At 37.7% G+C, this 14,838-nt stretch carries 15 protein-coding genes; all 15 read right to left on the reverse strand.

All coding sequences use genetic code 11. The features are described 5' to 3' along the window. Positions 1–136: 136 nt before the first annotated feature. The gene (locus GD597_RS05610; protein ID WP_171606833.1) at positions 137–2,641 is read right to left on the reverse strand and encodes a ligase-associated DNA damage response DEXH box helicase; all 2,505 of its coding nucleotides are present in this window, start codon (positions 2,639–2,641) and stop codon (positions 137–139) included. A 211-nt stretch (positions 2,642–2,852) separates the two neighbouring features. Beyond that, positions 2,853–3,245, reverse strand: a complete 393-nt coding sequence (locus GD597_RS05615; protein ID WP_171606834.1) for a DUF1801 domain-containing protein — start codon at positions 3,243–3,245, stop codon at positions 2,853–2,855. 64 nt (positions 3,246–3,309) lie between these two features. Beyond that, entirely contained in the window at positions 3,310–4,146 is an 837-nt protein-coding gene (locus tag GD597_RS05620) for an alpha/beta fold hydrolase (RefSeq protein ID WP_171606835.1), read from the reverse strand. A gap of 204 nt (positions 4,147–4,350) precedes the next feature. After that, the gene (locus tag GD597_RS05625; RefSeq protein WP_171606836.1) at positions 4,351–4,785 is read right to left on the reverse strand and encodes a DUF3291 domain-containing protein; all 435 of its coding nucleotides are present in this window, start codon (positions 4,783–4,785) and stop codon (positions 4,351–4,353) included. A gap of 321 nt (positions 4,786–5,106) precedes the next feature. Further along, positions 5,107–5,682, reverse strand: coding sequence for a pentapeptide repeat-containing protein (locus GD597_RS05630; RefSeq protein ID WP_171606837.1), 576 nt, complete (start codon positions 5,680–5,682; stop codon positions 5,107–5,109). A gap of 201 nt (positions 5,683–5,883) precedes the next feature. Then, positions 5,884–6,276: a VOC family protein gene (locus tag GD597_RS05635; RefSeq protein ID WP_171606838.1), complete on the reverse strand. Its 393-nt coding sequence runs from the start codon at positions 6,274–6,276 to the stop codon at positions 5,884–5,886. Positions 6,277–6,311: 35 nt separating this feature from the next. Further along, on the reverse strand, positions 6,312–6,728 hold the full coding sequence (locus GD597_RS05640; protein WP_216368515.1) for a DUF2975 domain-containing protein: 417 nt from the start codon (positions 6,726–6,728) through the stop codon (positions 6,312–6,314). Positions 6,729–7,474: 746 nt separating this feature from the next. After that, positions 7,475–8,308, reverse strand: a complete 834-nt coding sequence (locus GD597_RS05645; RefSeq protein WP_171606839.1) for an MBL fold metallo-hydrolase — start codon at positions 8,306–8,308, stop codon at positions 7,475–7,477. A gap of 351 nt (positions 8,309–8,659) precedes the next feature. Further along, complete coding sequence (locus tag GD597_RS05650) at positions 8,660–9,208, reverse strand: carboxymuconolactone decarboxylase family protein (protein WP_171606840.1); 549 nt, start codon at positions 9,206–9,208, stop codon at positions 8,660–8,662. A 109-nt stretch (positions 9,209–9,317) separates the two neighbouring features. Further along, positions 9,318–9,905, reverse strand: a complete 588-nt coding sequence (locus tag GD597_RS05655) for a Crp/Fnr family transcriptional regulator (protein ID WP_171606841.1) — start codon at positions 9,903–9,905, stop codon at positions 9,318–9,320. A gap of 295 nt (positions 9,906–10,200) precedes the next feature. After that, positions 10,201–11,337 (reverse strand): hypothetical protein, encoded by a 1,137-nt coding sequence (locus GD597_RS05660; protein WP_171606842.1) that lies wholly within the window; start codon positions 11,335–11,337, stop codon positions 10,201–10,203. Between the two features lie 287 nt (positions 11,338–11,624). Further along, entirely contained in the window at positions 11,625–11,786 is a 162-nt protein-coding gene (locus GD597_RS05665) for a hypothetical protein (protein WP_171606843.1), read from the reverse strand. 241 nt (positions 11,787–12,027) lie between these two features. Further along, positions 12,028–12,528, reverse strand: a complete 501-nt coding sequence (locus GD597_RS05670; protein WP_171606844.1) for a helix-hairpin-helix domain-containing protein — start codon at positions 12,526–12,528, stop codon at positions 12,028–12,030. Continuing rightward, positions 12,518–12,895 (reverse strand): VOC family protein, encoded by a 378-nt coding sequence (locus tag GD597_RS05675; protein WP_171606845.1) that lies wholly within the window; start codon positions 12,893–12,895, stop codon positions 12,518–12,520. The genes GD597_RS05670 and GD597_RS05675 overlap by 11 nt, the downstream gene beginning before the upstream one ends. Before the next feature lie 765 nt (positions 12,896–13,660). Then, positions 13,661–14,545: a hypothetical protein gene (locus GD597_RS05680; RefSeq protein WP_171606846.1), complete on the reverse strand. Its 885-nt coding sequence runs from the start codon at positions 14,543–14,545 to the stop codon at positions 13,661–13,663. Between the last annotated feature and the right edge of the window lie 293 nt (positions 14,546–14,838).

Genomic DNA, 14,838 nt, shown 5'->3' on the forward strand with positions numbered 1-14,838 from the left:
GATGGGGCATGCTTGCGTCGCACTCTTGTACGGCAACAATGCTATGCAGCAAGACTGTTGCACATAGAACCGAACCCAAAAGTGTGCGACGCAAGTAAAGCCGCCAATACTAGTTTTGCCGGGTCCATAATTACTGCTATTTTCCTTTTGCTAAATCTTCCTGCATGCGTTTTATTCGATCCTCCAGTTTTTCTGAGGATAAATTATTTCTGTTTAACCCATCGGCAATAATAGGGAAGGAGAGCGGCGTTAATTGCTGCGGAAAACGAATAATAATGCGGCTTTGCTGTATACGCTGTAAGGCATTGCGCAAACGTACTTCTTCCATTTGCTGGTCAAATACTTCCTGATAAGCCTGTCTTAATAAAATATTATTGGCATCATACTCACTAAACACCTTAAACAGCAATGAGGCCGATGATTGCAAGTGCCTGGCTTTTTTTTGCTCACCGGGAAAACCCTGAAAAATCAATCCGCCAATCACCGCAATATCCCTGAATTTGCGCGAAGCCATTTCTACCGAGTTTACACTTTTTTGAATGTCAGCCAGCAGGTTATCGGTGGTAAATAATTCGCTTGCATTGGTATCATCTACGGGTATTGGTTTATCGCTCAGGAGCTCAAAACCATAGTCGTTCATGGCAATTGAAAAGGTGATGGGTATAATTCGGCTAATGCGTTGTGCCATAAGCGCACTCATGGCTTCGTGTACCTGTCTGCCTTCAAAGGGATATACCATCAGGTGGTAGCCATCTTTATCTGCAATTTGCTCAATCAGCAGTTCATCGTGTTTGGGTATATGCGATAATTGCCGCTGCAAATCAAATAAGGGTTGCAGACTTTTCAGTTCGGGTTCCTGCAGGTTATTATCGGCAATAGCATCAAAGGTTTGTCGTAAAACGCGGCCAAGGTTGGCAGTAAGGCTCATGCGGCCTCCCATCCAGCTGGGCACCTGCGATTTTTTTGCGTTCGATTTTTTTACAAAAACCGTCATGTCTTTAATCGCCACCAGTTCTACATTGCGCCCAGCCAGTGTAAATACATCACCCGGTTCCAACCGGCTGATAAAGTATTCTTCAATTACCCCAATATAGCCGCCGGTCATAAATTTTACCTTTAGCATGGCATCGCTTACTATGGTGCCAATATGCATGCGGTGCCGCATGGCAATGCGCCGGCTGCGTATAAAGTAAAGTCCATTTTCCACCTCTACTTTTTTATACTCGTCATATTGTTGTAAGGCCCGGCCGCCACTGGTTATGTGTAAGAGCACTTCCTCCCAGTCTGCCCGGTTAATATCGGCATAGCAATGGGTATTTTGTATTTCTGCTAAAATGGTATCAGGTTTAAAACCGCCACCAACGGCCAGTGTGCAAAGGTATTGTATCAGTACATCGTAACACAAAAGCATCGGGTCCCTGCTTTCAATTTCGCCCTGTACAATGGCTTGTTTTAAGGCGGCTGCTTCCACCAGTTCAAGGGCATGGGTGGGCAAAAAATAAATAGTGCTAATGTCTCCCGGCCGGTGGCCACTGCGCCCAGCCCTTTGTAAAAACCGCGAAACGCCCTTGGGAGAGCCTACCTGTATTACCGTATTTACCGGCCTAAAATCAACGCCCAGGTCCAGACTGGCTGTACAAATAACTGCTTTTAGTTTTTCCGTATGCAGTGCATCTTCTACCCATAAGCGTAATTCCTGTTCAATACTGCCATGATGCAAAGCTATGGCACCCGCCAGTTGAGGAGCTACTTGTAACAGGGTTTGATACCATGTTTCACTCATGCCCCGGGTATTTATGAACACCAGCGTGGTGGTACTCTGCTCAATTATGGGTACAATTTCTGCAGCCATTCTAATGCCCAAATGCCCGGCCCATGGGTATTTTTCTATCTCGGCAGGAATAATGGAAAATACTTCTGTTTGTTTATGCAGGTTGGCTTTTACAATTACTGGTGTAGTATAGGCTTTAACGGGGTATAGCAATACATCCATGGCCTGTTGCAGGTTACCTATTGTGGCGCTAATACCCCAAAGACTAAGTACATTATCTAAGGCGCCACCATTCTGTTCTACCAGGCAGCCTACAATACGCGAAATAGCCAGCTCAGTTTGAACGCCGCGTTTACTACCCAGCAGTTCGTGCCATTCATCTACGGCAATAATGCGTAGGGTAGCAAATGTTTGGGGGTATTGTTTTTGTGCCAGCAGCAGGTGCAGGCTTTCGGGGGTAATAATCAAAACCTCCGGCATATGATTTTTTTGCTTTTGCCTTTCCCCGGTAGTAGTATCGCCATTGCGTATGCCTACTTTCCATTGCAAACCCAGTTGGGCAATGGCTGTTTCCATGGCACGGCCAATATCTTTAGCCAATGCCCGCAAAGGTGTTACCCATAGTAGCTGAAGTCCGTTGTTTTTTTGGCTGGTGTACGAATCAGGGTATTGGTTGATAAATTGTATTAGCGCCCCCAAAAAAACCGAGTAGGTTTTACCGCAGCCTGTAGGGGCATTTACCAGCCCGCTATGGCCCTGTGCAATATGTTGCCATACTGCCTGCTGAAAAGCAAAAGGCGCCAGCCCCTGTGTTTCTAGCCATTGTTCTATTACCCGGTAACCTTTACTAATTTCTGCTTCGCTGTTCATGCTAATGCGCTGTTGCGGCTAATGTACAACTAAAGCCTTGTTTTAAATGGTGCAGCAAATATTACCCGTTATTGTTTAAGGGATGATTTTGTAACCCGCAATAGCACTGTTGGCGGCTTTACTTGCGTCGCACACTTGTACGTGTATAACTTTACTCAACTTTAATTAAAGCATGAAGTTTCATAAGCATACAAACCATGCGAATAGTTACTTATTTTAATCGTTCCAGTTTGCCTTTACGTTTTACAATGTTTTTATAATCCCATTGAATTTCTCTGGATTTTTTTAGCCAGCATGTTAATAGCCCGGTATCAATTTCGGTAACATCGTTATAGAAAATAGATGCGTCCTTAAATTTTTCTCCTCTAACAGGTAAGCCGGCTTCTTCAAAGTCAGCTCCACTCCAAAACATTAGCCGAATGCCAGCTTTTTGTTTACTATAACCAACTATTGGGTTACCATCTAAAAACCAAACAGGATGAGAGTGCCAGATTTTATTTTCAGCATCAGTTAATACTGTATCAATAGTGGTGGCCAGCAGGTTGCAAATTTCCTGGTGATTTGTTGTTAATTGTTCATTGTAGATGGTTACGGCTGCTTGCATTTGTTGTGGATTATTGTTGTTAAATATGGCTGATAAAAGCAGGTAATTTCCATTGGGTTGCCCCTTATTGTTTACCCGTGAATAAATCAACCGTGGATACCTTTGAAAAAGGCTGATTTAAAAAGTCTAATAAAACCAAATCAAACAATACCGGCTTTTCATAAGATCCAAAATGAGTTGCCCCCGGCATTACAAAAAAATTAGAGTTCACTATGTTATTAAATATTTGAATGGAATGTTCAAGCCTAATCACATCTCTGTCGCCCGACATAATTAATACAGGGCATTTTATTTTTTGTAAATCCTGCACCGTAATATTTGGTTGATATGCCAATAATGAATATAGTCTTTTTGTAGTAAAATTTTTTGTGGTTTTTAAGGTGTCTAAAACCAGATGATCAATCTCATCAAAAATGGCTTTTTTCCCCGGAAACATATTTGCACCAAAAGTAGCCAGCTTAGCTATTTTGTTGGGATAATTGATGGCGAGCAAAAGCCCTAAAATACCTCCATCACTTTGTCCCGAAACAAATGCACTGTCTATATGTAAAGAGTCCAACAACACTTTAATATCATTGGCCATTTGCACATAAGTCAATTCTTTGGTGATGGAATCAATTGATTTTCCATGACCCCTGCTATCAATGGCAATCACGGTAAAAAACTGTTTAAAATAGTCAATCTTTGCCCGAGAACTTCTTATCGATCCTCCGTTGCCATGTAAAAAAATCAAGGGCTTTCCCGTACCATATATTTCATAGTACATATCTATGCCATTTAGGTGAATATAGTTGCCGGCTTTGTCATTATTGCCATAATTAATGGCCGTATTATCCTGGGCAATACCTGATAAACAAAAATGTATACATAGTATGGCAATCAATAATTTTATCTGCTTCATAGTTAGTGTGTAAGTGTCTTCAAAATTATACGACTATGTTCGTACTAATTTTAAAGATTATGATATGAGGTTATAGGCAGGTATTTCTGGTAAGCAAGCCAATCACTAAAGCACAAAAAAATAGGTGATTGTGTAAAAACGGTTACTCAGCTATTATGCCAAATAATTGTAGCGTCACAATAGCACAATGCAATTTGAACAGAGCTACTTTTCTGAGCTAAAAACCCTTTCCATTTTTTTCCATTTTATCGGGGGGAAGCTATTACTAAGTTGGTTTGAGGTTGGTTTACGCACCTTGGTTATTTTTCCCTCCTCTATCAATCTTGCTGAAGCAGTTGACCAGTCTGGCAAAACTCCACTTTCCTCTGTCCAATGAAAATAGGATGCCTCGCAACACCAATAAGGTAGATTTTGCATGGCATTCCGGTGGGCAACCGAGTTTCTGAATGTTTTCATTTTATCCCCATCTTCCCAAATAGTCAGTGTCCAAAATGTAAGGCCCTTGTCTACCAACTCCTTACCACTTAAAAAGCCAGATGTAATTTGTAGTTGTTTTACCGACGCCTCATTTGCCCGCATAAAGGGTATTAAATACAAAATTGATTTTACTTTCAATCGGGTAATAGAGACAAATGGCATACAATTAATTTTTATGGTTGATAACAAAGCAAAATACCTGGCATTGTTTAAAAATAGGTAAACAGTTTAGCCAAACCAAAAAAGCAGGTATTTAAAAACCATCATGTATAGGTTTTTATTTCTGCAGTTACTATTTCAAAAAACAGGGTAAACAGTAGGTGGTTGGGCCTGGCTATGTATCATATGGCAGCCCACTTGCGTCGCACTCTTGTACGCCATAACATTGTGCAGCAGATAAAATACAGCTAATAAAACCCTAATCGTTTACTGGTACACCAATCATGTCAGGTAAATAACATTTTAAAGAATTGACTGCAATAATTACATACGGCTATCAATTTCAATGTCATACTTATCCAATAGGCCGGCAATATGCATTAAAGAAAATTTAGCCTTTTTTATCCGGTTAAGCGCCGGGTCAATTGAATAATTGTAAGAGGTTCTAAAATCGGCTTTTTCAATAATGGAGTTTTTAAAAATGGCCCTGGCCAAATCACAATTATCAAAAACAGCACCTGTTAAATCACATTCCATAAAATCTACTTCATGCAATTGCGATTGCTTAAAGCTGGTTTTTTTGATGATCGTTTGAAAAAATGAAGCATAAGTTAGGTTACAATTATCAATGCTAAAAGAAAGTCCAAATTGACTGCAATGTTCAAAATGCAGCCCCAGCATTTTGCAATCTTTAAATGTAATATCTCTAAAGGCAGTTTTTGTTAGGTTAGCCAAACTTAAATTACATCCATCAAAAACACAATCAACAAACCTGATTTCAGCCAGGTCAGTACTTGAAAAATCACAAGTGTTAAAAGTGCAATTTTCATATTCTCCTTTTTCTAAAGGTTGTTTTGTAAAATCACATTTCTCAAAACTTTTATCTTCAATAATTTCCATTTCTATCGGCTTTAATCAAATTTTTCTAATATTTCACTGTACAATTGCGGGCTACTCAAAAATACCATTCCAATTGCCATTTCTCAAAATTCAGGTTGCTAAAAATGGCTAATTGCCGGTATGCGATACTCATGTGGCCGTAAAACATTTTGCTGTTGTTATATACCGGAAAATGGTTTGAGGCTTCATCTAAATGAAATGTTAGCCCATTGGTGTGCAAATTTCAATTAAAAAACCATCCGGATCTCTTACATATGCAACCACTTGTCCCCATGGTTTTGTTTTTGGGTTTTCCAGAAGCGTAGCTCCTTCATTTACAGCCGATAAAACAGTTGCTTCAACATCCTCGGTTGTAAAGCCAATTTCAATTCCAAAAGGTTGTTTTGTTGTACTGCTTTCCATAAAGCCATCCTTTAAATTTGAACCTGCCAAACTTACAGATGCAAAGGAAAGTGTTGTTTCGCCGGTTAATAATTCAGCATAACTATTGTCTGGTGTAATAAATTTTCTGGCAAAGCCAAATGCCTTCTCATAAAACCCTAATGTTTTTTCTACATCCTTAACATATAGTATGGTGTATGAAAACTTTATCATTATGGTTTATTTTATTGTTTCTAAATAATTACTGCCTACCTGCTTTTTAATTGTTCATTCTCTTCCATCAGGTATATCCCTTGTTGTACTATTTTTCCAAAAACTGCTGCAACTATAGCCACTGTTATAGCAATAAAACTGCCTATCATACAAAGCGCCATAAAACCCGCAGGGTCATCCTCTTTATCGTGAAATATCCTACTGTAAATACCTGCTATCACTATCAGTATACACTGTACTATGGCGCAATATTGTATACTACGCAAAACCATCAAAGCCGATGGCGAGAATATTTTATTATCACCAATATAGCCTAATAATCTAAAAGCCTTGTACAGCGCTACAAAAAAAGGGATAGATGCCAAATAAGCATACATAATAAACGGATCAGTGTAAATGCTTAACAAATCCAGGTGTTCGGCCCTTCCCTCCGTGGTGGGAAAATAAATCATAATGGACAGAGCCACTATACCAATAAGTACAATTACTCCCTGGAGAAATATGGTTGATTTTTGTTTAATAAAATTAATATTACTGATTACCGATACCTGATGCTATTTGAATAGAAACATACCTTGTACGAATATACTATTTCACAAACCTTCTAAATACTTTATGGTTATTCAATATTGCTCAACTTTTTTTATAGCAGCCCCAAACCTGGCCAAATGTATGTTTTTAGCCCGGCAACACATTACCATGGCAGCCCACTTGCGTCGCACACTTGTACGGTTATAACATTATGCAGCTGATAAAATAGGGTAGTGGGAAAATGATTCATAAGTATTTGAACCAATAGGGAATACACAAATATGGAATGTTATGGCTTGTTCACAGTTGGCACAACTGTATTGTTGTTACTAAATACCCTGATTACTTTCTTCCAGTTGGTGAATATCGCAGTAAATAATAGGTCAAGCATTATTTCCATTGTAATATTTTTTATAGCTTTTTAAAGATAGTGTATTGTATTGATATGTACTGGCTTCCGTTTCTGCCCTCTCTGGCATTGGCTGTTATTAACGGGATTCTATTTGCCTTAAAACAGCAACACTTCGCTTTTCGTGCATTTGTATAGAATACTTGCGCCAGAAAAGAAAAATCAGCACCAACCAACCGCCGTTACACAACCAACCACAAAGCGATCATTGATACAGGCTGTGAAATTGAAAATCCATGGTTATCGCTGGTAGCTCTACTATTTTGTTAGCTCTATTTTAACTACTCTATCAGCCACTTTTGGAAATATGGAGAATACACTGGCATCATGACCCGGAATAATCAATGCCGTATTTGTAACAAGTGTTTTCATTCTTTTCAATTGTGCTACATAGGCGTTGGGGTCAAAAGTGTAGTGTGGAATTGGCAACAGATATTGCAGATTTGCATAAAACCACATATTATCTGATGCGATGATAGTTTTTCCCGACGTTCCGTTTACCAGCAGGTATTGCGATTCATAAGTATGTTTTGACCCTATAAACACGCTTATTCCGGGTATTATTTCAATATTATCTCCCTTCACCAATGTTAGTTTCCCATCCATGTTTCTCCTGATAATTTTTGGAACATCGTTTTTGTCTAAACCATCTGAAAATCCACCCTTTTGCCATGCTTTACCTACAAAATAAGTATAATCATCTTCTTGCATCCATACCATTGCATTAGGAAAAAGATCTATGCCACCTATATGATCCCAATGCGGGTGTGTAATAATTATATCAGTAATGTCTTCGGGTTTAATATTTATCTTTTGTAAAACTGAATCCGGTCGCATATACCCAGCTTCAGGCTTTTCAGGTATATAACCGGCATCCACCAAAATACACTTGCCATTTTTATTCTTTAATAACCAAATCACAAAATTTGCTTTCAGGCTATCGTTTACTTTAGACCCCACTGCAATTTCCGAAACAAGCGGATTCCAATCTCCTTTTGCATATTCCAGTGCATAAATTTCGTAGGTATTGGTTTGACTATATAAACTGATGGAAAAGAAACAGAGTATCAAATAAATTATTCCTGCTTTCATGGCACATGTTTTAGAAGTTTCTCAATTGCCGCCATCTCAAAAATAGACGAACTAATGCACCTTTGCAAAAAATGCTAAACATATGAATAAGGCATCACCATAAGCTCGTAACATTGTCTCCTGATATGCGTTCATTATCCTTGCCCGGATGGCGTTTGCAAATGCAAAAGTTCACTACCCTGAAAATACCTGGCTGCATAATTACTCAGGAATGGAACGCTGTTGGTCAGTCGGCCAACAGTGGCGGAAATTAGTAAAGGTCGGCACTATATCAAAATACAAAAAGCCGACGAACATTATTCGTCAGCCCTGTTTTGGCAATGCATTTGTCAGGTCCTTTTCCAGATTAGATTAAATGCTGTCTGCCATCGGAAAATCAATTTCAAACTCCGTTAAGTTGTGCAGGTAATTGCTGATGATTTTATCACCAATTACAATAATAACATCAATCATATTGGCCTCACTGTAACCGGCTGCAAAAAACGCTTCTTTACTTTCTTCTGTAGCACTGCCGCGATGTTCAACTACTGATGCTGTAAATTTTGCCAATGCATCCAGCTTACTGTCAAAAGCGGCGGTACCTTTTCTTATCTCCAGTATTTGTGCTTCAGTAAAGCCATTCATTTTACCAATAACCGTGTGGGCAGATTGGCAATAACGGCAGCCATTTAACTGACTTGTTACCAAATTTATTACCTCTCTTTCTTTTGCTCTTAAAGTGCTTTTACGATTTTGTAAGGCAAGATAGTCTACCAATGCCGTATCATTTTTGGCAAAATAGGCATATAAATTGGGCACAAATCCCAGGCTTTTTTGTAAGTTGTCAAATATTGCCTTGTTGTTTTCAGATACATCTGATTTTTGAGGAACTGTATAAGTTCTTTTTGCAGTCGTTGTCATTTTTTGCTTTATTTTAATAATTGTTTGTCGTTATTGACAATGCAAAAATGCTACGAACTACAAAGTTTAAAAATGATGTAGTTTAATAAATTTGGTTGAACTGGTTCAACTATTTTTTAGACACCCGCTTATTTCTAATTCTGGATAAAAATTCAGTGGTCATCCCCAAATAGGATGCTAATGCGTATTGCGGAATTCTTTGTACAATTTGTGGGTACTTCTCAATAAAATCTGTATACCGTTCTTCAGCAGTTTGGGTAAGATTTGAAATAATTCTTTGCTGCATAAAGGCGGCAGTTCTTTCTGCCCTTATTCTAAAAAAGGTTTCAAATTTATGGTTGGCCTGTTTTAAGGCTTGCTCTTTTTCATAGCTTATTTCTAAAATAATGCTGTCTTCAAGTGCAACTACAAACATGGTGGCAGGCTTTTGCAGCACATAACTGTTGTAATCGGTTATCCACCAGTCTTCAATGGCAAATGCTATAGTGCTGTCTTGTCCCTTGTCATCCACCACATAGGCTCTAAATGCCCCTTTTATCACAAAATTTCTGTTTTTCACCACAAAGTTTGGCTGAACAATAAATTGTCTTTTTTTAATTTTAACCTCCCTGAAAGAAGCACCAAAAATGTCTGACTCCTGTTCAGTTAAACTTACCGTTCTATTAATATATTCAACTATTTTATGTTGGCTCGTCATTATATGATGTCAAAATTATTGGAGTGTTTGTTTAGCATTTGCTGTATCTCAAATATAGGGTCAATATCCAATACTTTCAATAAAATAGTGCCTTGTTTTATGGCTTAATTAAGTAGCCTTAAACAAGTTTTTTAGCCCGGCTGCACATTTCTATGGCAGCCCACTTGCGTCGCACACTTGAGCGTTTATAACATCTTGCGGCTAAAATTATTGGGTATAGAAAAACAACATGCTTCGTGCGGACAAGAATCATGACCCCAAAATCCCCTTTTTACTCTATTCTCCGTTCTGTCTTTTATTGCAGGATTTCCGGCGACACTAAAACATAGTCATATTTTTCAATTATTTTGTAAGTGTCTGTTGTTAATGTATTATCATATCTCATTCTAAGTCTCAAAGTTCTTACATCTACCAGTACCCACTTTTCTTTATCATATAATTTAGAAAATACTTTGGGATTTTCATTATTTGTTTCTTCAGCATCATCGGTTATTATACCATTCTCTTCGCTGTATCTAACCATAAAATAAACATTTGCAAACTTGGTTTTATTTCTTTGTGATAGTTCGTAAACAGCATTCCCAATATCGTATAAATTTGTTTCCAAATTCATTCCTTTTGCTAAATGATTACTCCCCATTTTGAAAAACACTTTTTCATTTTTAGTCTTTAAACCATCATAGTAATTATAAAAATTTGTTTTCATTAAATCGGCTCTTCGTTGATTATCGCTATAGTAATAAATATCTTTTGATGTTTTGATATCGTCTAATACATGCTTTAAATTTGGCTGCTTTATTCCATTTTTTAAACTGTCTAATAGTTTGGCATCCGGATTCCACCATTTTGCTTGCAGACTGTCATACACTGCTTTGAATCGTTTCTTTATGTTGTTGGGTTGGGCCTGGTATACTTTGTCAAGGCAATAAGGAAAGCCTGTTTGGAATTCCTGATCAATTCCCCAAATGGAAAATCCCAGCTTATTAGCTGTTGTTAGCATACTTATATCTTCCTTGCTTTCAAAAAAAGGAAAGGTTGTAAAATTGGGGCGGTCTTTTGCAATTTTCAAAATGGTGTCTAATGGATTTTTTGTCTTTGCAATACGCATAAGTTCAGCCGCCGCAAAAGGGCTCGTTTCTACACACCATGTTTTATATCCATTTTTTGAAGCACTTGCTAAAGCATAGGTTGTTAATGATGAAAGAATTGGTGAGTTATGGTATTCTCCCCATGCAACAAATTGATTTTCTGCAAAAAGATTTTCCAATATATCCCAGCCCTTTCCGGTTGGCTTTTCTCCCTTAAAACTAAAGTAGCTGGTGTTTTCAAGAATACATTTTCCGAGTTTTTCTTCATCCGTCATTTTCTTATTCGATTGTCCAAAGCCTGCATAAACAATCAAGAGCGCAATAATGAATAAACCTTTTTTCATGATATGTTTTTGATGATTAGTGTTCAGTTTTATAGTGTGCAGGCAGGCAATCGTATGGCCCAAATATAGCGGCAATATCCATTCCTTTCCATAAAATAGTGAGCTGCGGTATGCAGTAATGATGATTTTATATGCAAATTTATTTAGCCCTGCAGCATATTGCAACGGCAGCCCACTTGCGTCGCACTCTTGTACGGTTATAACAATTTGCAGCTGAAAAAAAATGGGTAGAGGAAAATATGATTCACCAGAGTTTGAACCAGATCCTAAAACACAAATACGAATTCTTAAGGATTAATCCCAGTTGGCAGGGCTTTAATATTATTACTAAATACCCTAATCACTTTCTTCCAATTGGTAAAAATGGCAGTAAATAATATGTCAAGCAGAATTTCCATTGGTGCGTTATTTAAAGTAGTATAAAGATACAGCATTTTGTTGCTATTCATTTTTCCCAATTATTTCGGGTTTAACGGTATTCAGCTTACGTCACCCTGAACTCGTTTCAATGTCTTCTGGTATACATTGGTTGTTTTCCCTTATTGCGTTTGCTAAGGCACAAATACGCTGCACTGCAAAGGCTTGGCTGCATGCTAACACCAGATCAGGAAAATTAGGGCCAACGAGCCGCAGCTTCACTGCCACCCGAAAAAATATATTTAGTAAACGCCGCGGAGAAGGAAACCGATGTTATTGGCTGTTTTTATTCTCTTTTCGTTCAAATCCTGCCGTTTCAAACCATGCTTTTTGCGGTCTGCTTTTGGGATATCCGTTTTCAGCGCGAAACAATTTTCGTTCTTCGGTAAAGTCCCACCATTTTCTTTTTGTGTCGTTTGTGTTTGCAACATACACAACTAATCTAAATTGGTCTTCAACACAAGGGTCAATCCAATAACCTTTTTTCTGTTCATATTCGTCTGTTAGTTTAGCACCGTCTTTATGCTTTAATTCGTTGAGTGAGTAATAACCTAAAAAAACCAGGTCTTCTGCAAACTTTATTCCTACGGATGGAACGGTTTGAAATGCTGCTAAAGCATAAATTTCCTTTGCCCGTTCAGGTGTAGCGCTTAACAACACTTCCAATTCGTCAGTTGCGAAGTCAAGGATAGTAGCAATTTTGATTTTATGCTTTCTCAAATTTGCTTTTTCAATATCCGTCAGCGGAAGTTTTATGTTAGATTTATTTTTCATCTTCGGCAAAAGTTAGCAAATAACCGTTATTATCTTCTATTGAAAATTCTGTGGCACCGTAAAATGTTTTTTCAAGTCCTTTAACCACTTTTACGGTGTCTTTTATTTGGTCAAAGAATGTTCTGATTTCAGTTGTTTGCATATACAAAAGCAATGAGCCACCGGATTGTCTTGAAATCATTGGCAAGTCATTGCCTAAACTTTCAAAAGTCTGAAACATAAAATTTACATTTCCGCAAATCATCATTGCCCAAGCAATGTCGCCTTGTTCGGGAACTGTCGCAACAACTTTAAAACCTAATTGTTTGTAAAAATCAATGGTCTTATTGATATCTTTTACGAAAATGTTTGGTGATATTGAATTCATTTATTAATGATTTTATTGTCTGGTTAAGTTGGAAATGTCATTCGTCAAGATTTGCACTAACTCAAAAATAGACGAACTAAATAGCCTTTCCAAAAAATGCACAGCGTTGTAGCATGTCGTCACCTTGAACTCTTTCTGGATATCCTGGTATGCGTTGGATATTGTTACCCTGATTGCGTTTGCTAAGGCACAAGTAAGCTGTGCTGCAAATGCCTCTCTGCATACTTACGACAGCATATGCATATAAGCATTTTTTTAGCCCGGCAGTATATTGCCATGGCAGCCCACTTGCGTCGCACTCTTGTACGGGTATAACTTTGTGCAGCTATTATTTAAGCGTAGATAAAAGTAAAAATGGTTGCTACAAAAATGAATTAGGGATAACTGTTGGTGCTTCGTCACCGGGAACTTGTTTCAGGGTCTCTTGGTGTGCGTTGGATGTTGTTACCCGGATGTGTTTGCAAAGGCACATATACGCTGCACTGCAAAGGCTTGGTTGTATACTTACGCCAGATTAGGAAAATTATGGCCAACGATCCGCAGAGTCACTGCCACCCGCAAAGCTATATTTAATAGACTCTGCGGAGAAGGAAATTTTTCATATAATTGTGGCTAACGAACAGGGCTTTATGCAGGTTGGGAATGAGCATTCCGTCTGCCCGGGCCGCTGTTGATTGAAAATATGTCTCGTCCTAAAATTAGTTGATGTTTGTTTGTCCAGCCACACTTTTGGCAAACTACTTGTTGGGCGTTCGTGACTTATTTTCATTCAATATCATAATGATGTTTTAGTAAGGCAATTAAGTTAGTGGCTCGTCTTAATGTAGTACCTAAATAGTATATCCTTGCTTGTGTTAATGATTTGTAGTTGTGAACTTTGTTATAAAACTGAAAAGCAATTTCTTCTTTGCCTTTCTGCATCATTATTTTTTCAGGAGATAACAAGAAAGCTGAATCCAATTTTGCCTTATTCCTTGCTATGCTAAAGTATTTTGAATTAAACAATTGATTTTCTAAGTTCTGCATCTCTGGGTTAAGAACCTTGCCATAAATGTCTTCAATATTTGTAACTGTTTTGACTATCCAGCCATCATATTCTACTAAAGAATCTGCAATCGCATTATCTCGAAGTAACCTAAAATTGCCTGCACTTTTCAATTGCTGGATGGTTCTGTCGTGATACAAAAAAGTATTATTCGTATTAATTTGTGATACGCACTTGTATAACAAACGATGATCTCTTAAGTCAACATCTTTTTCCATTTCCATAATAATGGTATCAGCTCTTCTATCCACTTTGCTCCAGCCTTCTATATCATATTTTAAGTCAATTGTATCATTTACTAAGTCTTCGACTAACGTTTGGGCATATTTAGTTTCTCGTTGATGTTCTACATAATGCTCTACTTGTAATTCTGCCAAGGAGCCACAAAACACAGCTAAAAACAACATGAAAAATTCCCAAAAATAATGTTTCAAACTTTTCTTTCCGTGGCTTTGATGTGCATGATGATGTACTTCCATACTTTTAGTTTCTTGATTTTGGTTAAAAGACTCTGTGTCAGATGTAGGAGTAACTTCATCGGGAGAATTTTCCGATTGAGTATTTGTCGGATTATCTAGATGTTCTTCTTCTGTATTGTCTGCCATTTATTTTTGTTGTTTAATTTATTTGGGTATTCAATCACATGACGCCCAACTCAAGAATTGATGCTATTGATTGATATAATGTATAATTAAAAATCATTGATTATCAACAAACTGTTATTTTACATTTTGTATTGTTTATAGCATCAATCTTTTTAAAGAAATTGTTTGAAATCAGTTTAACAAATTTATATAACCTGGTAATACAAAAAAGCGTGATTTATCACGTTTTATGCCAAGGTTTATAGCAATTTGGTTGTTTGGCACAATTTTATTTCAAAAACCTGCTTTTTTGC

The organism is Limnovirga soli, assembly GCF_013106755.1.
Taxonomy (GTDB): domain Bacteria; phylum Bacteroidota; class Bacteroidia; order Chitinophagales; family Chitinophagaceae; genus Limnovirga; species Limnovirga soli.